The organism is Dietzia sp. 179-F 9C3 NHS (assembly GCF_045369825.1).
GTDB lineage: Bacteria > Actinomycetota > Actinomycetes > Mycobacteriales > Mycobacteriaceae > Dietzia.
In genome coordinates this window covers 208,232-225,102 of record NZ_JBIQES010000004.1, presented here as the reverse complement: position 1 = coordinate 225,102, position 16,871 = coordinate 208,232, and the positions used below count along the sequence as shown (strand labels likewise).

The 16,871-nt window shown below is 70.4% G+C and carries 21 protein-coding genes and 3 tRNA genes; 9 read left to right on the top strand and 15 right to left on the bottom strand.

The window, feature by feature from the left end:
• Window positions 1-195: 195 nt before the first annotated feature.
• From ACH0BZ_RS07300 to ACH0BZ_RS07265, 8 genes are all read right to left on the bottom strand, one after another.
• The gene (locus tag ACH0BZ_RS07300) at window positions 196-1,620 is read right to left on the bottom strand and encodes a terminase large subunit domain-containing protein (RefSeq protein WP_406897359.1); all 1,425 of its coding nucleotides are present in this window, start codon (window positions 1,618-1,620) and stop codon (window positions 196-198) included.
• On the bottom strand, window positions 1,562-1,942 hold the full coding sequence (locus ACH0BZ_RS07295; RefSeq protein WP_406897357.1) for a hypothetical protein: 381 nt from the start codon (window positions 1,940-1,942) through the stop codon (window positions 1,562-1,564). Before ACH0BZ_RS07295 ends, ACH0BZ_RS07300 begins: the two co-directional genes overlap by 59 nt.
• Window positions 1,943-2,089: 147 nt before the next feature.
• Window positions 2,090-2,368, bottom strand: a complete 279-nt coding sequence (locus ACH0BZ_RS07290) for an HNH endonuclease (protein ID WP_406897355.1) — start codon at window positions 2,366-2,368, stop codon at window positions 2,090-2,092.
• Window positions 2,365-2,676 (bottom strand): WhiB family transcriptional regulator, encoded by a 312-nt coding sequence (locus tag ACH0BZ_RS07285; RefSeq protein WP_406897353.1) that lies wholly within the window; start codon window positions 2,674-2,676, stop codon window positions 2,365-2,367. Before ACH0BZ_RS07285 ends, ACH0BZ_RS07290 begins: the two co-directional genes overlap by 4 nt.
• On the bottom strand, window positions 2,673-2,909 hold the full coding sequence (locus ACH0BZ_RS07280) for a hypothetical protein (RefSeq protein ID WP_406897352.1): 237 nt from the start codon (window positions 2,907-2,909) through the stop codon (window positions 2,673-2,675). Before ACH0BZ_RS07280 ends, ACH0BZ_RS07285 begins: the two co-directional genes overlap by 4 nt.
• The gene (locus tag ACH0BZ_RS07275) at window positions 2,906-3,109 is read right to left on the bottom strand and encodes a hypothetical protein (RefSeq protein WP_406897351.1); all 204 of its coding nucleotides are present in this window, start codon (window positions 3,107-3,109) and stop codon (window positions 2,906-2,908) included. Before ACH0BZ_RS07275 ends, ACH0BZ_RS07280 begins: the two co-directional genes overlap by 4 nt.
• A gap of 554 nt (window positions 3,110-3,663) precedes the next feature.
• Complete coding sequence (locus ACH0BZ_RS07270) at window positions 3,664-3,837, bottom strand: hypothetical protein (protein ID WP_406897350.1); 174 nt, start codon at window positions 3,835-3,837, stop codon at window positions 3,664-3,666.
• Window positions 3,834-4,013, bottom strand: coding sequence for a helix-turn-helix domain-containing protein (locus tag ACH0BZ_RS07265; protein ID WP_406897349.1), 180 nt, complete (start codon window positions 4,011-4,013; stop codon window positions 3,834-3,836). Before ACH0BZ_RS07265 ends, ACH0BZ_RS07270 begins: the two co-directional genes overlap by 4 nt.
• An 88-nt stretch (window positions 4,014-4,101) precedes the next feature.
• Here ACH0BZ_RS07265 and ACH0BZ_RS07260 point away from each other — a divergent pair, with 88 nt between their 5' ends.
• Window positions 4,102-4,422: a helix-turn-helix domain-containing protein gene (locus ACH0BZ_RS07260; protein WP_406897348.1), complete on the top strand. Its 321-nt coding sequence runs from the start codon at window positions 4,102-4,104 to the stop codon at window positions 4,420-4,422.
• On the opposite strand, the gene ACH0BZ_RS07255 is transcribed toward ACH0BZ_RS07260, so the two are convergent.
• Together ACH0BZ_RS07255 and ACH0BZ_RS07250 are read right to left on the bottom strand one after the other, a co-directional pair.
• A tRNA-Arg gene (locus ACH0BZ_RS07255) sits at window positions 4,388-4,460 on the bottom strand. The genes ACH0BZ_RS07260 and ACH0BZ_RS07255 overlap by 35 nt on opposite strands.
• Before the next feature lie 48 nt (window positions 4,461-4,508).
• Window positions 4,509-4,600, bottom strand: a tRNA-Ser gene (locus tag ACH0BZ_RS07250).
• A gap of 115 nt (window positions 4,601-4,715) precedes the next feature.
• On the opposite strand from ACH0BZ_RS07250, the gene ACH0BZ_RS07245 reads away from it, so the two are divergent.
• Complete coding sequence (locus ACH0BZ_RS07245) at window positions 4,716-5,774, top strand: pyridoxal phosphate-dependent aminotransferase (protein ID WP_406897347.1); 1,059 nt, start codon at window positions 4,716-4,718, stop codon at window positions 5,772-5,774.
• A gap of 37 nt (window positions 5,775-5,811) precedes the next feature.
• Window positions 5,812-7,680 (top strand): bifunctional metallophosphatase/5'-nucleotidase, encoded by a 1,869-nt coding sequence (locus tag ACH0BZ_RS07240; RefSeq protein ID WP_406897346.1) that lies wholly within the window; start codon window positions 5,812-5,814, stop codon window positions 7,678-7,680.
• Between the two features lie 26 nt (window positions 7,681-7,706).
• Here the strand turns inward: ACH0BZ_RS07240 and ACH0BZ_RS07235 are convergent.
• Window positions 7,707-7,792 (bottom strand) — tRNA-Ser (locus ACH0BZ_RS07235).
• 140 nt (window positions 7,793-7,932) lie between these two features.
• Between ACH0BZ_RS07235 and ACH0BZ_RS07230 the strand changes: the two genes are divergently transcribed.
• The 3 genes from ACH0BZ_RS07230 (at window position 7,933) to ACH0BZ_RS07220 (ending at window position 10,943) form a co-directional block, all read left to right on the top strand.
• The gene (locus ACH0BZ_RS07230) at window positions 7,933-8,232 is read left to right on the top strand and encodes a hypothetical protein (RefSeq protein ID WP_406897345.1); all 300 of its coding nucleotides are present in this window, start codon (window positions 7,933-7,935) and stop codon (window positions 8,230-8,232) included.
• A 209-nt stretch (window positions 8,233-8,441) separates the two neighbouring features.
• Window positions 8,442-9,539, top strand: coding sequence for a type I restriction enzyme HsdR N-terminal domain-containing protein (locus ACH0BZ_RS07225; RefSeq protein WP_406897343.1), 1,098 nt, complete (start codon window positions 8,442-8,444; stop codon window positions 9,537-9,539).
• 363 nt (window positions 9,540-9,902) lie between these two features.
• Window positions 9,903-10,943 carry an NAD(P)H-quinone oxidoreductase gene (locus ACH0BZ_RS07220; protein WP_406897341.1) on the top strand — a complete coding sequence of 347 codons (1,041 nt, stop codon included), beginning with the start codon at window positions 9,903-9,905 and terminating at the stop codon, window positions 10,941-10,943.
• Here the strand turns inward: ACH0BZ_RS07220 and ACH0BZ_RS07215 are convergent.
• The 4 genes from ACH0BZ_RS07215 to ACH0BZ_RS07200 form a co-directional block, all read right to left on the bottom strand.
• Window positions 10,930-11,055 (bottom strand): hypothetical protein, encoded by a 126-nt coding sequence (locus ACH0BZ_RS07215; protein WP_406897340.1) that lies wholly within the window; start codon window positions 11,053-11,055, stop codon window positions 10,930-10,932. The two genes, ACH0BZ_RS07220 and ACH0BZ_RS07215, sit on opposite strands and share 14 nt — an antisense overlap.
• Window positions 11,056-11,248: 193 nt before the next feature.
• Window positions 11,249-12,484, bottom strand: coding sequence for a polysaccharide pyruvyl transferase family protein (locus ACH0BZ_RS07210; protein WP_406897338.1), 1,236 nt, complete (start codon window positions 12,482-12,484; stop codon window positions 11,249-11,251).
• Window positions 12,481-13,056: a PadR family transcriptional regulator gene (locus tag ACH0BZ_RS07205; RefSeq protein WP_406897336.1), complete on the bottom strand. Its 576-nt coding sequence runs from the start codon at window positions 13,054-13,056 to the stop codon at window positions 12,481-12,483. The genes ACH0BZ_RS07210 and ACH0BZ_RS07205 overlap by 4 nt, the downstream gene beginning before the upstream one ends.
• Complete coding sequence (locus tag ACH0BZ_RS07200; RefSeq protein WP_406897335.1) at window positions 13,047-14,015, bottom strand: NAD(P)H-dependent flavin oxidoreductase; 969 nt, start codon at window positions 14,013-14,015, stop codon at window positions 13,047-13,049. The genes ACH0BZ_RS07205 and ACH0BZ_RS07200 overlap by 10 nt, the downstream gene beginning before the upstream one ends.
• A gap of 207 nt (window positions 14,016-14,222) precedes the next feature.
• Between ACH0BZ_RS07200 and ACH0BZ_RS07195 the strand changes: the two genes are divergently transcribed.
• The 3 genes from ACH0BZ_RS07195 (at window position 14,223) to ACH0BZ_RS07185 (ending at window position 16,871) form a co-directional block, all read left to right on the top strand.
• A complete protein-coding gene (locus ACH0BZ_RS07195) occupies window positions 14,223-15,056 on the top strand; it encodes an ABC transporter permease (RefSeq protein WP_406897407.1) in 834 nt (277 codons plus the stop codon).
• Between the two features lie 44 nt (window positions 15,057-15,100).
• Window positions 15,101-15,889: an ABC transporter ATP-binding protein gene (locus ACH0BZ_RS07190; protein WP_406897405.1), complete on the top strand. Its 789-nt coding sequence runs from the start codon at window positions 15,101-15,103 to the stop codon at window positions 15,887-15,889.
• A gap of 67 nt (window positions 15,890-15,956) precedes the next feature.
• Complete coding sequence (locus ACH0BZ_RS07185) at window positions 15,957-16,871, top strand: glycosyltransferase (protein WP_406897404.1); 915 nt, start codon at window positions 15,957-15,959, stop codon at window positions 16,869-16,871.

Genomic DNA, 16,871 nt, shown 5'->3' with positions numbered 1-16,871 from the left:
CCGGGGACCGTCGACGTTTTCCGGCCACGGCGGCGGCGGCGCGTGCCTTGCTCGCGGCGTGGACGTCGCCGTGGGTGCGGGTCAGGTGGCCGGCGGCGACGGTCCACGCGGCCGGCCGGGTGGCGCAGAGTTCGCGCCAGGACGGGCACGCGGAGCATGTGACCACCAGCGAGTGAGCGGTGGTGTCGATGTCGATCATGCGAACCTCATTTCGGGGGCGGCCTGGGCGGCCGGTCGGTGGGCCAGGGCGTAGACCGCGTTAGATGCGGCTTCGAGGACGGCGATCGGGCCGGGTGACCCGCGTCGACTGAAGGCGAGGCCGTCGCCGATCCGGCGCATGGTGACGATGTCCAGGGCGGCGTCGAGGGCGGGGTGGTGCACGATGCCCACCAGCGGGTCGGGGTGCCCGTTCTGGTCGGTGTGCCGGAGGCGGTCGAGTAGGTCGGTGTCGGCGGTGGTGCGGTCGCGGCCGGCGAACGGCATGAGGTCCACCTCGGCCCGGTCGAGGGCGTCGTGGAGGGTCGAGGACGGGCCGGTCGGGTCGATGACCAGGCCGTGCGCCGACCAGCGGCCGACCAGTTCGGTCAGGCGGGGGGCGGCCCACGCGGTGCCGGGCCGGTGTTCGATCACCTCGACAACAGGCCGGCCGTCGACCTCGGCGGCGGCGACGATCGCGGTTTCGGTGCGGTCGAGGTCCACGGCGGCGCCGAACGCCAGCGGCACGGCGTGCCGGTCGAACTCGCCGGGGTGGTCGGCGGCGGCCAGGGCGGCCGGATCGACCAGCCGTTCACGGGCGCCGGTGGCGCGGTTTCCGTAGGCGCGGGCGAACTGGGCCGCAGTCATGCCGGTCTGGGCGCGGGCCAGGGCGGCCCGGTCCATCGTGTGCCCGTAGGCCGGATGCCAGGCGGCGACCGTGTCGAGGTCGTCGGGGTCGGCGTCGTCGGGTATCCCGTAGTCGATCAGGGCGACGCCGTCGCCGGCCCGGCCCCGGGCGACGTAGTTGTGGAACCATGCCGATTCGGCGGTCCCCCGGGTCGAGACGATGAGTGTCTGCGCGCCGGGCCGGGTCGCCTGCGTCGGAATGATCGCCTGTACCAGGAAGTCCCCCTCGTACTCGGTGAACGCCCACGCCTCATCGAGGACGACGAGGTCGGACTGTTCACCGTGTAGGGCGTCCTCGGTCGGCGGGAACGGGCGCACGGCCGACCCGTTGGCGAAGATCAGCCCCTCGGAGCCGTTGGTGCGCTTGACGGTCACCAGGGACCGGAGCGGCGAGGCTTGCACGGCGTCGACCAGCTCTAGCCACCGTTTACGGGCGTCTTGCCCGGTCTGGGCGGTGTACCAGATTTTACGGCGCGGCCCGGTCAGGGCGCGGTGGACCATGACGGCGCCGGCCATCGTGGTTTTCCCCGACTGCCTCGGGACCGACACGGCGACCGTCGCATGGGCATACAGGTTGCGGCCGTCTACGGCGCCGATCAGGTCGGCCGCCGAGGACTGCCACGGCATGAACGGGGTGCCGAGCAACTCGCCGGTTCGGGCGATCGCCGGGCCGAACGTCCTACCTATCGAGGTCGTGAGGAACCTGGGCGGGGCCGTCGGCGGGGGTGGCGAGGTCACGGAGCACCCCCTCGATCGCATCGTCCACGGCCGACGCGCGGACCGACGGGGACAGTCGCAGAGATTCCAGCACCTCGCGGGTCGGGCCGATCAACTGGGCCACGGGATAGACCGATTTCCCCGGCGACCCGATCGCCTCGGCCCGGTCCAGGGCGGCGGCGCCGGCCAGGGCGACCGACATGAGGGCACGGTCGATCGGTTCTAGCATCCGGGCCGATTCCCCGGCGGTGAAGGCCTCGATGAAGGCGCGCTCATGCCGGCCGGTGTCCTGGGCCGGCAAGTCGAACAGCCCCCCGTCCTCGGGCGGGTGCGGATCGGTCATGGTGGGGTCCTATCTGGTCGGATCAGGGGGGTGGGGGGTGGGGGGACGGGCCGACCCCCCGGCTGTTCGTCGTGGGGGGGAGAAAAGGGGGCGCGGGGCTTCCTGTGGGGGCGGCCACCAAAGAAACGCGGGGCCGGGCGGCGACCGTCACCACCTTCTCGGCGCCGCGCGCGCGCCGCTCGCGCCGCGCGCGCCGCCGATCCCTCGACGTTCTCGCCACGCCTCGACCGATTCCTTGCCACGCGACGAGTTGCACGCCGCGTGCGCGGGCCGGAGGTTATCGAGGGTGTCGGGACCGCCGAGGGCGCGGGGGACGACGTGGTCGGCGGTCGTGGCGCCCGGGGCGCCGCATAGGTGGCAGGTGTCCCCGTGGGTCGCCAGAGTCAGGATTCGGAGTGTCTGCGACTTCCGGCCACCCCAACTCATGCCGACACGCTCAGCGGGCGGTCGGGCCGGTCTACGGCACGGGCACGGGCGGAGGCGACAATGGCGACGAGTTCATGCCGGTCGGCGGTGCGGGTCCTTTGTCCGTTCGCGCGGAGCCACACGCCGGCGCGGACGACGGCGTACGCGCTAGTCTCCAGCCCCTCGACGGCGCACTCGGTCAGGACGGGACAGCCGGCGCACGCGGCACGCGCGGCGGCGCGTCGCTTGTTGTCGGCCACGGCCTCGACGCGCTCGATGAACGCGAGGTCGCCGGCGCACTTGGCGCGCTCATGCCACGACGGGATCACAGCGCACCCCCGGCCGGATAGTTCACCCGGGACTTGATGCGGTCCAGGTCCTCGCCGACGAGCATCACGAGGTCGTGGAGCTGGAGCGCGCGCGTCTTGGTCATCGGGTCGAGGTGGTCCCACAACGCGGTCGATAGGGACAACGATTCGGTGAAGTCGGTCAGGGCGACCCGGAGTGTGCCGAGGCGGAGCAGGGACACGGCCAGTTCGTCGGCGTGCGCGGGCCGGGTCATCGGGTCACCTCCAGGGCGGCGGGCCGGCGGGAGCACAGCGCGCGGAGTTTGTCGGGGTCGGTCGCGGCCAGGGCGTGGTACGCGCGCCACGTCAGGAAGTTCGGTTTAGGTCCGAACTCGGCAGTCAGGCGGCGGGTCCGATCGTTGGTCCCCATCGGGTTGGACTTCTTACGCTGTGTTCGATTCCGTCGGGTGGTCATCGAGGTGTCCTGTCTCTTGGTGGTGGGTCACCGGGTGGTGGGTCGCGGTGGGTGGTTCTCTCCCGGAGCGGCCCTAGGTCACCCGGCTTTCGCCGATAAGTTCCTCCCACGCTCGCCGTCACCAGCACCTCTAGCCCCCTCGCGATGAGGGAGCGTGTCGGTATTCCATCGGTCGTCGCGCTTGCCAGCGTTCGGATCGATGCGGACGGGCTAGGCGTCCTGGTCCCGGGGGACAATGTGGGCATTTGTACTAGCCTGCGGTTGGTTAACGTCGAACTCGCAACATAACGACGGTGGGACGTTCGCGACTGGTGGCCGCGTCGTCCCGGTGGTGCGCTAGATCAGGTCTGCCTCACCCCCGTGTCGTCGGGTACTGGGCAGGTCGAGGGTGGTCTGGATAGACACGAGCCCCTCGGCGGCCCACTGGGCGCACTCGGCGCACAGTGGGTCGGCGACGGGCACGTGGCCGGCCTGAAACGGGACACCGCACTCGCGGCACGACACCGGCGAGGCCGGCCTCGAAACGGGGTGGGCGGGGTTGGTCCAGTCGAGGCTCACGAGTTGGCCACCGGGACGAGGGTCACGCGGACCCCGGCGCGGAGCGCGCCGCCGGCCCACTGGTGACGAGCGCGGGCGGCACGGTCGCCGTCGCACACGTCCTCGATTGACACGGCATCGGCGCGCCGGCCATGCAGCGTCACGACGGCCCGGACCTCGGGGGCGGTCATGCGGTCCTCCTGGACTCGGCGAGGGCGCGGACGGCCTCGGGGTCGAACAGGAACGCGCCACGCGGGCCGGGTGCCTGGACGGCGGCGGCGAGCTTGCCGGCGCGGACCATGCGAGAGACGTGCCACTTGGACACGCCGAGTAGCTCGGCGGCCTCGGCAGAGTTGAGCAGTTCCATGAGGAACAGATTAGGCGTATGCCTAAGACATGTCTAGCGAACACGCGCTTTTGAATTGCACGCTTGTTGTTTCTTGCCCCTGACCTGCATGCGGCCTAACGTTGGACATATGACGAGCGCGTACGAAGTGGGCAGAATCCCGGCAATTGACCTCCCGGTGCGGCTTCTGGTGGCTCGGCAGACTGCCGGCCTCACACAGACAGAGCTAGCCAAGCTGATCGGATCGGCACGGCAGACGGTCCAGAACTACGAGGCGGGCAAGTCGCCTCGGCGAGCCACGGTGATGGCCTGGGCGATGGCCACGGGCGTCAACGCAACGTGGCTACTGACGGGGGAAGCCCCACCGTCTGATGACGATGGGGCTTCCGGTGTAGTGCGCCCGAAGGGACTCGAACCCCTAACCTCTTGATCCGTAGTCAAGTGCTCTATCCATTGAGCTACGGGCGCATATTCATTTGTCGTGCCAGATCATCCGGTGTCCCGGCTGCTCCGACATGGCGGAGGCGAGAGGATTTGAACCTCCGGTCCCCTTGTAGGAGGACAACTCATTAGCAGTGAGTCCCATTCGGCCGCTCTGGCACGCCTCCTGGAGGCTCTGCTGAGCCAACGAGGGATAACAGTACACACCGGGCGCGGGCCCGCGCAAAACGACCGGACACCTCGCCGTCATCCCCTCGCCCCCGCTCGCCCTACGCTGTACCCATGTCCCCCGACGTGCGCAGCGACCTCGACGCCATCCCCGCCTACGTCCCCGGCGCCTCCGTGCCGGGCGCGGTCAAGTTGGCCTCCAACGAGACCACCGCCGGGCCGCTGCCGAGCGTGGCCGAGGCGATCACGAAGGCCGCGACGGGCGCGAACCGGTATCCCGACATCACGGCGCACGCGCTGGTCGAGCGACTGGCCGGGCACCTGGGGGTCGACCCCGGCAACGTCACAGCCGGCTGCGGCTCGGTGGCGCTGTGCCAGCAGCTCGTCCAGGCCCTGTGCGCGCCGGGCGACGAGGTGATCTTCGGCTGGCGCTCCTTCGAGGCGTACCCGATCATCTCCCGCATCGCCCACGCCGTGCCGGTCCAGGTCCCCAACCGGCCCGACGGTGCGCTGGACCTCGACGCGATCGCCGGTGTCGTGACCGACCGCACCCGCCTGATCTTCGTGTGCACCCCCAACAACCCCACCGGCCCGGCGGTCTCCCGCGCGGACCTCCACGCGTTCCTCGACCGGGTACCCGAGCGGGTCACGGTGGCGCTCGACGAGGCCTACTACGAGTACGTGCGCGGCGACGACCCCGTGGACGGTGTGGCCGAGGCGACGACCAGACCCAACGTGGTGTCCCTGCGGACCTTCTCCAAGGCGTACGGCCTGGCCGGGATCCGGGTGGGCTACCTCGTCGGCCCGACCGAGCTCGTGGTGCCGGTGGCCAAGATGGTGGTGCCGTTCTCGGTGAGCTCGCTCGCCCAGGCGGCGGGCATCGCGTGCCTGGACGCGGGGGACGAGTTGCGCGCCCGGACGGACGCGGTGGTGGCGGAACGGACGCGCGTCCGGGACGCCCTGGTCGAGGCCGGATACGCCGTGCCGGATTCGCAGGCAAACTTCGTATGGCTGCCGCTCGGCGCCGACGCCGCGTCCTTCGACGTCCACTGCCGTGAGCACCTCGTGATCCCGCGCTGCTTCGCCGGCGACGGCGTGCGGGTGACGATCGGCGACCCGGACGAGAACGACCGCTTCCTCGCCGCGGCGCGCTCATTCGTAACCGGAACGTGACCATCCCGGCGGGGTCCCGTGACCTCGTGACGGCACCATGGCCGACAGCCCGGCGGACGTGCCCGCGTACCCGCACGCCACCGCCACCCGCCGTACCGCGGCGGACCACCATCTCCTGAGGAGACGGATGCAGCAACCGAGCCCGCACCCCGATGCGGGCCCGGTGAGCGCCGATGTGGACACAGGCAACACCGCGGCGGGTGTCCGACTCCGGACCCCGTCGCCGAGCCGGACGCTGATCGCCACGCTGGCGCTCCTGGCGGTCGGCGTCCTGTTCCTGGCCACCGCCGTGGCGCCCGGCGCCGACGCACGCCCCGGCCCCTCGCGGAGCTGGAGCCCCGCGGCCAAGACCGAGACCGTCCGCATCCTGGGGATCGGCGAGTTCTCCGGCGCACTCGACCGCCCCGTCGGCTTCCAGGGCGAGCTGCGCGACGGTTCCGGCAACGTCCGCCCCGCCGGGGGCGGCGCCCACCTCGCCGCGACCATCGGCAAGCTGCGCGACCAGGCCGACAACTCGCTGCTCCTGGCCACCGGCGACGCGATCGGCGGCACGACCCCGGAGGCCGCGCTACTCGACGACCGGCCCACCGTGCAGTTCTTCAACCGCCTCGGCGTCGACGGCGTGGGCGTGGGCAAGCGCGAGCTGGAGAAGGGCGGCACGCACCTCCGGTCGCTCGTCACCCCCGGCTGCCGGACCGACGAGGACTGCCGCACCGACCCGCCCCTGCCCCCGTTCCACGGCGCGACGTTCCCCTTCCTCGCCACCAACGCCGCCCCCGCCCCCGACGCGGCACCCACCTTCCCGTACTCCGTCCACCGGGTCGGCGAGGTCCGCGTGGGGGTCGTGGCCCTCACCCCGCCCCGGACCGGTGACGACGACGCCATGCAGCTCTCGGACCCGATGCGCGCCCTCGACGAGGCCGTGGAGGCACTGCGCTTCCTCGGCGTCGAGACGATCGTCGGCCTGGTCCACGCCCATCCCGTCCACGGCAACCTCGACCCCGGCGCCTGCCCCGAGGAACTGGGAGACCTCGACGTGACCCGCGACCTCAACCCGGCCGTGGACGCCCTCATCGTGGGCGCCTCCGGCGGGCCGGCGACCTGCCGGTTCCTCGACGCGGAGAACGACGAGCGCATGGTGGTGGCGCCCGCCTCGCACGGGCGGTCCGTGACGGTCGTGGACCTCGCCGTGGACCCCGCCACCGGAGACGTGGTGCGGCCCCTGACCGCAGCGTTCAACCAGACGGTCAACCTCGACATCGCGCCGGACGCCGACACGGTCGAGTTCATCCGCCAGGCCAAGGCGGCCGCCGCGCCTGCCGGCCGAAAGGTGCTGGGCACCGCCGCCACCGAGATCCCGCGCGCCATGAACGCCCACGGCGAGTCCCCGCTGGCCGACGTGATCGCCGACGGCCAGCTCGCCGCGGCCCGCGACCGGGGCGCCGACCTCGCCCTGTCCAACCCCGACTCGCTGCGCACCGACCTGCCCGCCGGCCCCCTCGACTACGCCACGCTGCACACCGTCCAGCCCTACGGCGACCGCCTCTACCTGGTGACACTGACCGGCGAGGAACTCCACCGGGCCTTCGACCACTTCGCCGACGACATCGGCGACAACGGCCCGGCCGTCTCCGCCAACGTGCGCTACACGGTGGACACGCGGCGCCCGGCCGGATCCCGGGTCACCGAACTGCACGTCGACGGCGAGCCGGTCGATCCCGCCCGCGAGTACACCGTTGTGGCCAACGAGTTCCTTACCTCCCCCGAGTTCGGCGGCTCCCCGCTGGCCTCCCTCGACACGCGTCGCGAGGCCGACCTCACGGACATCGAGGCCCTCATCCGGTACGTCTCCCAGGAGGGGCCGATCCACGCCCCCGAGCCGGGGCGCGTGCGGGTTCTCCGCTGACGCGCGGCCCCGCGAGCGGGGGTCGGCGGAGGTGGAGGGATTTGAACCCCCGGTCCGGGTTAGGGACGCTCGCTTTCAAGGCGAGTGCATTCGGCCGCTCTGCCACACCTCCCCGGCCCCGCGGCAGCGCCCGAGGCCGGATCCAATCGTAGTTCACGAGCCCGGCCGGACCCGAGTCGCGCACGACGTCACCCGCAACACGCCCGGGCGCGTGGTTCCACGTGAAACCGCTCCCGAGTCTCTGTGCGTAGGATGCGACGGGCGACGACCTCGGGATACGTCGAGCAGATGCACGCCGGCACCCGCCTCCACCGCCCGCTCATCGTGGGCACCGGAGTCCTCGTCGTGTGCGTTCCTCGACCGTTCGGCCGACGATCCGGCGTCGACCGTCACGACCACGACGTCTCCAACATCAAGGTGACCACCAGCGCGGGGACGGTCGAGGACGGCCGCCAGACCGGGTGCACGCCCTCCCGGACGGCGGCCGACGGCGCCGGAAGCCTGCACCTAGCCGAGGCGCCCGACCAGGAGCGCCGCCCGGCGAAGATGTGATCGACGGGACGACGGCAGTCAACCGCGCGGAGCTACTGCAGGCCAAGCGCCTGTACCCGCCCCCCGCCCGGCGCGCCCGACATATGCTTCGGAGACTGAGGTTCCGGCAAGGTAGCCGACAAACAGCGACATACTCGGAATCTTCAGAGAAATTGTCGGCGCACCTGATACAAATTGACGTAGCAGTGCCCACCGAAATCGGAGTTGCCATGTCTGCCATCGAAGAATCCGTCCGTCAACTTGCCGCAAAAGTTCGGGACCTAAAGTCGCATATCAACACAGAAGAGGCAACGAAGACCGCATTCATCGCACCATTTATTCAGGACGTACTTGGTTACGATATCTTCGATCCACGCGAAGTTATTCCGGAGTACGTTGCAGACATCGGAAAGAAAAAGGGCGAGAAGGTTGACTACGCCATCAAGAAGGGCGACGACTTCCGGTTTCTTATCGAATGCAAAACCGTCGGCTCGCCCCTCAGCTTGGACCACGCTACGCAGCTAATCCGATACTTCAACGTGACCGACACCGAGTTTGCGATACTCACGAATGGAGAGATCTACCACTTTTACGCCCAGCTCGATGCCGCGAACCGAATGGACGAAAAGCCATTCATGACGCTGGACCTCGCAAACATCGACGCCCGGATATTCCCCCATCTAGAGAAGTGCACCAAGGGAAAGTTCGACGCGGAGACCATCATCGAGTCGGCTGAGCAACTAAAGTACATCGCCGAAGTCAAGAAAGTAATGGCGAGCGAATTCAAGGAGCCGTCAGACGATTGGGTCCGCTATTTCGCCGCTCGGGTGACTACACGGCGCCTGACTGCCCCCGTGATTGACTCCTTCCGGGAAATCGTTGCAACTTCCGGCTCGCAGTTCATGAAGGACGAAGCAAATCGACGCCTCAAGAGCGCACAAGATCTAGACGAGGGCAGGTCACCTGAACAGATTCCCCCGCCAGCGGACGACGCTGCAAACCTCGCCAAGGCCCTTCCTGCTGATGACGGAATCGAAACCACCGACGAAGAGGTGGAAGCTGTCCAGGTAATCAAGGCGATCGCACGCCAGGCAGTACCAGTCTCAAGGGTGTCGATGCGAGATGCCAAGTCGTACTGCGCTGTCCTCTTCGACGACAATAACCGAAAGCCAATCGTCCGCCTGTACTTCAATACAGAAAACTGGAGAATCGGAGTTTTCGACAAAGACAAAAAGGAAGCCGTCCATGCGATCTCATCTGTTGACAGCATCTACGACCACGCTGATGCCATATTGGATCGCATCAAGGCGCTAGCTACCGAGCAATAGAACGAGCCGAATAGTACGATCAGGCCGCCCTGCCAACCGACTCGGTACCCATGCTGCAACCTCGTACGCAGTCCGTTGTGCCTTAGGGCACCAACTCAATGCGCTGGCAAAATGAGTGGAGGACATACCCTGGACCCTGAGGGGAGGACCCTTTTCTCGAGCATATTTGCGACTCACGAGGGATTCGCAGCCAGGGCGCTCAGCTACTGGATCAGCCATGCCAACTGTGCGCCATGGGGCTAGGCAGCCGCGTGTGTGACATGCGCAGAACACTGCGTCGGATTCGGCACCTGAAAAGGCGCGCCTTTTTAGCACTCCGCGCACCAGCTGCCCCGGACGGCAACCGCGACTACCGTCTAGGGCATGAAGGCGATCCGGTACGACGACGGCCCCGAGACCCTGCACCTGGCCGAGGTGCCCGACCCGGAACCGGGCCCCGGCGAGGTCGTGATCGACGTGGCCGCGACCGCGGTCAACCGCGCCGACCTCCTGCAGACCAAGGGCCTGTACCCGCCGCCGCCCGGCGCGTCCGACATCCTGGGCCTGGAGTGCTCGGGCCGGATCTCGGCGGTCGGCGAGGGCGTCGAGGGCCCGGCCGCGGGCGACGAGGTGTGCGCGCTGCTCGCCGGCGGCGGCTACGCGGAGAAGGTGGCCGTCCCGGTCGGCCAGGTCATGCCCGTCCCAGAGGGCGTGTCGCTCACCGAGGCGGCCTCTCTGCCCGAGGTGGCGTGCACGGTGTGGTCCAACCTCGCCATGACCGGCGGGCTCGGTAGCGGTGTCCTGGCCGCCACCGCCCGCTGGGGCGAGACGGAACTGGGCGCCCCGCGCGTCCTGATCCACGGCGGCGCGGGCGGCATCGGCTCGCACGCGATCCAGGTGTGCCGGGCGCTCGGCGCGCGCGTCGCCACCACCGCCGGCGGCCCGGAGAAGGTGCAGCGGTGCCGCGACCTGGGCGCCGACCTGGCGATCGACTACCGAAGCGAGGACTTCGTGGAGAAGGTCACCGACTGGACCTCGGGCGACGAGCGGGGCCGCGGCGTCGACCTGGTCCTCGACGTGATGGGCGCCAAGTACCTCGAGCGCAACGTCGCCTCGCTCGCCCCGGACGGCCGGGTCGTGGTGATCGGCCTGCAGGGTGGGGTCAAGGGCGAGCTCAACCTGGGCGCTCTCCTCCCGCGCCGCGGCGGGATCCTCGCCACCAACCTGCGCGCGCGACCGGTCGACGGCCCCGGCGGCAAGGCCGGCATCTGTTCCGAGGTGGTGGAGCGGGTGTGGCCCATGGTCGCGGCGGGGGATGTGACGACGATGGTCTCGCGCGAGATGCCGCTGGCGGACGCGGCGGAGGCACTCGCGCTGCTCGGATCGGGCGACAGCTACGGGAAGATCCTGCTCACCGTGTCCTGACCCCCGGCGGCGTGCACTCGGCGTCGAGGGTCACCCGCACCTCGTCGGCGACCTGCCGGTACGCGGTGCCGTTGACGGGGAGCGTGCCGTCGAGGCGGAAGCCGCCCGTCACCAATTCGACGGTGGCAGCGCGGTAGCTGATCGTGGGGTGCTTCTTCTCCCCCAGCGACTTGAGGGCCGGCGCCGGAGACCCGGCCGCTGACGCCGGTGTACAGTCGCAGGTCGCCCTCGGTGTCGGAGAGTGTCCACCTGCTCGCGCTCATACCCCAACGGTATCGCCGCGCGGGCCCGCGTGCCGCCGGAAATCAGTTCGGGCGGTAGAGGCGGGCGGCGAGCTGCTCGGCCGCCTCCACCCGGCGGGCCACCTCGCCTGCGCCGACACCCCCGTCGGCGGGGAGCGCCGGGGCCGCGTCGCCGGGGCCGGTGAGGGTCCACGCCGAGCCGGCGTCCCGGACGGAGGCATGCTTGGCGCCGTAGTAGTCCGGGTCAACCGCCACGGCCGCGCCCGAGGCGCCGGCCGCGGCGGCCAGCAGGTGCGGGTGGAAGCGCGTGGAGAGCCACGCCTGTCCCGGCCGGGCCGGCAGCCCGGTCCGCCACAGTTCATCGAACGGCACGAAGCGGGACGCGGCGAGCCCGAGCTCGGCGCCGAGCGGGGAGGCGACGAGCCGGTCCCACACCACGCGGTCCGCGCCGGGGATGCCCTCGATCACCGTCATCCGCTCCCCTGGCACCGCCCAGCCGCGCAGCGTCTCGCCGGCCAGGGCGGTGACGGCGTCGACGTCGCCGAGGTCCGACTGCAGACACAGCACCACGTCCCGGGCCACGTCCGGGTCGTCCCGGTAGAGATCGCCCGGGCGGGCCCACTCCGAGAGCGCGAGCCAGGCGTCGTCGCCCACCAGGTCCACGCCGTCGGCCCGGCCCGCGTCCGCCAGCGCCGCGCGCGAGGCCGCATCCCTCGTCGTCACACTTTCGACCCCGTCCAGCGCCTCGGCCAGCATCGCGCCGTCGCCCACGGGCACCAGGCCCTGGCCCGTGGCCACGGCGCGGGCCCCGCCGAGCCGGGCCGCCTCCGACGCCGCCGCGAGCACCCCCAGGTGGTGCGGCCAGTGTGCGTTGACGAACCCGCCGCCGATCACGTGCACCACCGAGGCGCCGAGCAGCGTCTCGACGCCCGCCGCCAGCGCGGGGCGCGTCCCCGGGTCGGCGAGCGCCCGCCGCACGAGGTCCACCGCGGCCCGGCCCGGGTCCTCGGCGCCGGAGCACTCGGCCACGAGCCGCCACACGGTGTCGGTGAACACCACGTCGGCGTTGGCGCCGCGGTGCAGCAGCGCGGCCTGGCCCGGGGTGTGGCAGTCCACCACCACGCGGGTACGGGGGCGCAGCCGCTCCAGCACCCGCAGCCACGTGCGCAGGAGCAGCTCGTCTCCGTAATTCGGATGGCCCGCGGGGGCGAGGAGGTAGACGACGTCGCCGTCCAGGAGGTCGCCACGGATCCGGCCGAGGACGCCGGTCGCGCGGTCGAGGGGCCGTCGTCGGGTCATCTGTCCAGCATGTCATCACCGCCCCGGGGCGGAAGGCCTTCCAGCGACGCGAGGGTCTGGTCACACCACTCGATCCACGCCTGCTCCACCTCGATCCCCAGAACGAGCACCCGGTGCTGGAGAACGGCGTGGGCATCGTCGGGGGCGATGCCGGCGAAGTCCCGCTGCTCGATCTCGCGATACCGGCGCAGCATCTCCAGCCGCCGCTCACGGTGATGGACGAGCGCCTGCCGGACCTCGCCCGCGCCCCCGGTAGCGGCGGCCGCCCGGACCCGGACCGCGATCGTCGACCGCATGGGTTCGGGATCGTCGACCTCGCTGATCCATTCCTGCAGCGAGTCCGAACCCTCGGCGGTGACCTCGAACCTGCGCGGCTGCCCACGACCGACCGGCCCCTCGCTCGGCAGTTCGCGGATCAGCCCGTCGTCACACAACCTGCCCAGTTCCCGGTAGATCTGCTGGTGGGTGGCGGGCCAGAAGTAGCCGATCGACCTGTCGAACCGCCGGGCCAGCTCGATTCCGCTACCCGCGCGTTCGGTCAGCGAGGTGAGGATCGCGAACTTCAGCGACATCCGGTCAGCGCCACGCCGGCCTGCTCGTACTCGGCCCGGAGCCGCTCGACCAGCTCGAGCGTGGACACGACCTCCTTGACCGCCCCCACGCCCTGGCCGGCCCCCCAGATGTCGCGCCAGGCCTTCGAGTCGGAGCCGCCCCCGGACCCGAAGTCCATGGCGGACGGGTCCGACTCGGCGAGGTCGTCCGGGTCCAGGCCGGCGGCCACGATGCTGCCCCGCAGGTAGTTGCCGTGGACGCCGGTGAAGAGGTTGCTGTAGACGATGTCGGCGGCGGAGCTGTCGACGATCATCTGCTTGTAGCCCACCATCGCCCGGGACTCCTCGGTGGCGAGGAACGCCGAGCCGACGTAGGCCAGGTCGGCGCCCGCGGCCCGCGCGGCGAGGACGGAGCGGCCGTGGGCGATCGCGCCGGAGAGCAGCAGCGGCCCGTCGAACCACTCTCGGATCTCCTGGACCAGCGCGAACGGCGACTGGGTCCCCGCGTGGCCGCCGGCGCCGGCGGCCACGGCGATCAGGCCGTCGGCGCCCTTGCTGATCGCCTTGCGGGCGAACGCGTCGTTGATCACGTCGTGCAGGACGATCCCGCCATACGAGTGGACCGCCTCGTTGACCTCCTCTCGCGCGCCCAGCGAGGTGATGACGATGGGTACCTCGTGCTCGACGACCGTCGCCAGGTCCTGCTCGAGCCGGTCGTTGGAACGGTGGACGATGAGGTTCACCGCGAACGGGGCCACATAGCGGTCCGGGTTGGCCTCGGCGAACGCGGCGTTGCTCTCGGAGATCTGCCGCAGCCACTCCCCCAATGCCGCCTGGGGGCGGGCGTTGAGCGAGGGGAACGCGCCGATCACGCCGGCCTGACACTGGGCCGCCACGAGTTCGGGGCCGGAGTAGATGAACATCGGCGAGCCCACCACGGGCACTGCCAGGGGGCCGGAGAGAACGGGGGGGAGAGCCATCGGTCGTCCTTTCGCCAGCACGGTGCTGGTTCTGTCGTGTCGAGGGTGACGGTACGCCTGCGACACCCTATATGCAACAAGTTGCACAGAGGGTGTCCGGCCGGCCTCTAGTACGCTGCCCTCGTGCAGGACCAGTCCCCTTCCGACAGTGCGGGAACAGACCCGGCGGGAACCGACCCCTCGTCGGCCACCCTCCCCGACGAGAGCGTGCGCGCCGAGATCGTCAACGACTCGCAGACCTTCGGTCGCGCCGTCGGCGACCTGCGCCAGGGGCTGCACCAGCGCGAGCTCTGGCTCTCGCTCGGCTGGCAGGACATCAAGCAGCGCTACCGGCGCTCCACGCTCGGCCCGCTGTGGATCACCATCGCCACCGGCGTCATGGCCGCCGCGCTCGGACTGCTCTACTCGATCCTCTTCCAGATCCCGCTCGCCGACTTCCTGCCGCATGTGACGGTGGGGCTGATCCTCTGGGGCTTCCTCTCCGGCTGCATCAAGGACGGCGCCGAGGTCTTCATCGCCAACGAGGGCCTGATCAAGCAGCTGCCCAGCGCGCTCAGCGTGCACGTCTACCGGCTGGTGTGGCGGCAGTTCCTCTTCCTGTGCCACAACCTCGTGATCTGGGTGGCGCTCATGGTGATCTACCCACGGCCGCTGGGCTGGGACCTGCTGCTGGCTATCCCCGGGCTGGCGTTGATCATCGTCAACGGCGTGTGGGTGGCGATGCTCTTCGGCATCCTCGCGACCCGCTTCCGCGACATCGCCCCGCTGCTCGACTCGCTCGTGCAGCTGCTGTTCTACATGACGCCCATCGTGTGGACCACGGCCACGCTCAAGCAGCAGGGCGGCCAGGTCGCCGAGCGGGCCCGGATCGCCGAGCTCAACCCGCTGTTCCACTACCTGGAGATCGTGCGCGCGCCCATGATCGGCCAGCCGATCGCCGCGTACCACTGGTGGATCGTCCTGGGCTGCACCGCGGTCGGCCTCGCGTTGGCCTTCCTCGCCCTGCGCACGTTCCGCGCCCGAGTCCCCTACTGGGTGTAAGAAGGAGGACCGACGTGACCCGAGCAGCCCCCACCCCCGGCGGCGTGTCCATCGACTGCGTGGACGCGTGCGTGGACTTCCCGATCTTCGACGCCAAGTCGCGCTCGCTCAAGAAGGCGGTGCTCGGCTCGGCCGGCGGCGTGATCGGGCGGAACGCGTCCAACGTCGTCGTCGTGGAGGCCCTCAAGGACATCACCCTGTCGCTGCGCGAGGGCGACCGCATCGGCCTGGTCGGGCACAACGGCGCCGGCAAGTCCACGCTGCTGCGCCTGCTGTCCGGCATCTACGAGCCCACCCGCGGCGCCGCCCGGATCCGCGGCCGCGTCGCGCCGGTGTTCGACCTGGGAGTGGGAATGGACCCGGAGATCTCGGGCTACGAGAACATCATCATCCGTGGCCTGTTCCTGGGACAGACGCGCAAGCAGATGAAGACCAAGATCGAGGAGATCGCCGACTTCACCGAGCTCGGCGACTACCTCGACATGCCGCTGCGCACCTACTCGACCGGCATGCGTGTGCGACTCGCGATGGGCGTGGTGACCTCGATCGACCCGGAGATCCTGCTGCTCGACGAGGGCATCGGCGCCGTGGATGCGGAGTTCATGAAGAAGGCGCGGGTCAAGCTCGCCGACCTGGTCTCGCGGTCCGGCATCCTCGTCTTTGCCTCCCACTCCAACGACTTCCTCGCCCAGCTCTGCGACTCGGCCATGTGGATCGACCACGGCCGCATCCGCCAGCGCGGCGGCATCGAGGAGGTCGTGACCGCCTACGAGGGTCCCGAGGCCGGAGAGGCGGTCCGCAAGGCCATGGAGCGGATGCGGCGTGAAGGGTAACCGGGCCGGTACGGCCGGGGCCGGAGCGGCCGGGAGTGACGACGAGGTCCGCGATCCCCGGACGGTGATCGCGGTGGTGGTGACCCACCGGCGCCTCGAGCAGCTGCGCGCGTCGCTGGCCGTGGTCAGTGGCCAGAGCCGCCCGGTCGATCACCTCGTGGTGGTGGACAACGCCGACGAGCCGGCGGTCCGCGAGCTCGTCGAGTCCCAGCCCGTCGAGGCCACCTACCTGGGCTCCAAGCACAACCTCGGCGGCGCCGGCGGCTTCGCGCTGGGCATGCTCCACGCGCTGGCGCTGGGCGCCGACCTCGTGTGGTGCGCCGACGACGACGGCCGCCCCGAGGGCCCCGAGGTCCTGGAGACCCTGCTCGCCTGCCTGGACCGGCACGGCCTGGACGAGGTCTCGCCGGTGGTGTGCGACCTCGACGACCCCGACCGCCTGGCCTTCCCCCTGCGCCGCGGGCTCGTGTGGCGGCGGTACCGGAGCGAGCTGTTCACCGACAGCTCCGGCGCCGCCGAGCGCGGATCGACCGCCGGCACCGACGACCTCCTGCCCGGGATCGCCTCGCTGTTCAACGGCGCGCTGTTCACCGCCGACTGCCTGGACCGCGTGGGCGTGCCGGACCTGCGGCTGTTCATCCGCGGCGACGAGGTCGAGGTTCACCGCCGGCTCGTGCGCTCCGGGGTGCGGTTCGGCACCTGCCTGACCACCGCCTACCTGCACCCGCAGGGCTCCGACGAGTTCAAGCCCATCCTCGGCGGGCGGATGCACACGCAGTACCCGGACGACCCGGTCAAGCGGCATTTCACCTACCGCAACCGCGGCTACGTGCTCACCCAGCCGGGCAACCGGAAGCTCATCCCGCAGGAGCTCGTGCGCTTCGGCTGGTACTTTCTCGTGACGCGCCGCGACCCTGCCGGGTTCCGTGAGTGGCTGCGGCTGCAGCGCCTCGGCGCGGGCGAGCGCTTCGTCAAGCCCTGA

Excerpts from the sequence above, each read along its gene's own strand:
- ACH0BZ_RS07240 (WP_406897346.1), top strand. The coding sequence starts at position 5,812 with ATGGCCGACAGCCCGGCGGACGTGCCCGCGTACCCGCACGCCACCGCC.
- ACH0BZ_RS07200 (WP_406897335.1), bottom strand. The coding sequence starts at position 14,015 with ATGGCTCTCCCCCCCGTTCTCTCCGGCCCCCTGGCAGTGCCCGTGGTG.
- ACH0BZ_RS07280 (WP_406897352.1), bottom strand. The coding sequence starts at position 2,909 with ATGACCCGGCCCGCGCACGCCGACGAACTGGCCGTGTCCCTGCTCCGC.
- ACH0BZ_RS07295 (WP_406897357.1), bottom strand. The coding sequence starts at position 1,942 with ATGACCGATCCGCACCCGCCCGAGGACGGGGGGCTGTTCGACTTGCCG.
- ACH0BZ_RS07260 (WP_406897348.1), top strand. The coding sequence starts at position 4,102 with ATGCGGCCTAACGTTGGACATATGACGAGCGCGTACGAAGTGGGCAGA.
- ACH0BZ_RS07265 (WP_406897349.1), bottom strand. The coding sequence starts at position 4,013 with ATGGAACTGCTCAACTCTGCCGAGGCCGCCGAGCTACTCGGCGTGTCC.
- ACH0BZ_RS07270 (WP_406897350.1), bottom strand. The coding sequence starts at position 3,837 with ATGACCGCCCCCGAGGTCCGGGCCGTCGTGACGCTGCATGGCCGGCGC.
- ACH0BZ_RS07275 (WP_406897351.1), bottom strand. The coding sequence starts at position 3,109 with ATGACCACCCGACGGAATCGAACACAGCGTAAGAAGTCCAACCCGATG.
- ACH0BZ_RS07220 (WP_406897341.1), top strand. The coding sequence starts at position 9,903 with ATGAAGGCGATCCGGTACGACGACGGCCCCGAGACCCTGCACCTGGCC.
- ACH0BZ_RS07205 (WP_406897336.1), bottom strand. The coding sequence starts at position 13,056 with ATGTCGCTGAAGTTCGCGATCCTCACCTCGCTGACCGAACGCGCGGGT.
- ACH0BZ_RS07245 (WP_406897347.1), top strand. The coding sequence starts at position 4,716 with ATGTCCCCCGACGTGCGCAGCGACCTCGACGCCATCCCCGCCTACGTC.
- ACH0BZ_RS07230 (WP_406897345.1), top strand. The coding sequence starts at position 7,933 with ATGCGACGGGCGACGACCTCGGGATACGTCGAGCAGATGCACGCCGGC.
- ACH0BZ_RS07290 (WP_406897355.1), bottom strand. The coding sequence starts at position 2,368 with ATGAGTTGGGGTGGCCGGAAGTCGCAGACACTCCGAATCCTGACTCTG.
- ACH0BZ_RS07225 (WP_406897343.1), top strand. The coding sequence starts at position 8,442 with ATGTCTGCCATCGAAGAATCCGTCCGTCAACTTGCCGCAAAAGTTCGG.
- ACH0BZ_RS07210 (WP_406897338.1), bottom strand. The coding sequence starts at position 12,484 with ATGACCCGACGACGGCCCCTCGACCGCGCGACCGGCGTCCTCGGCCGG.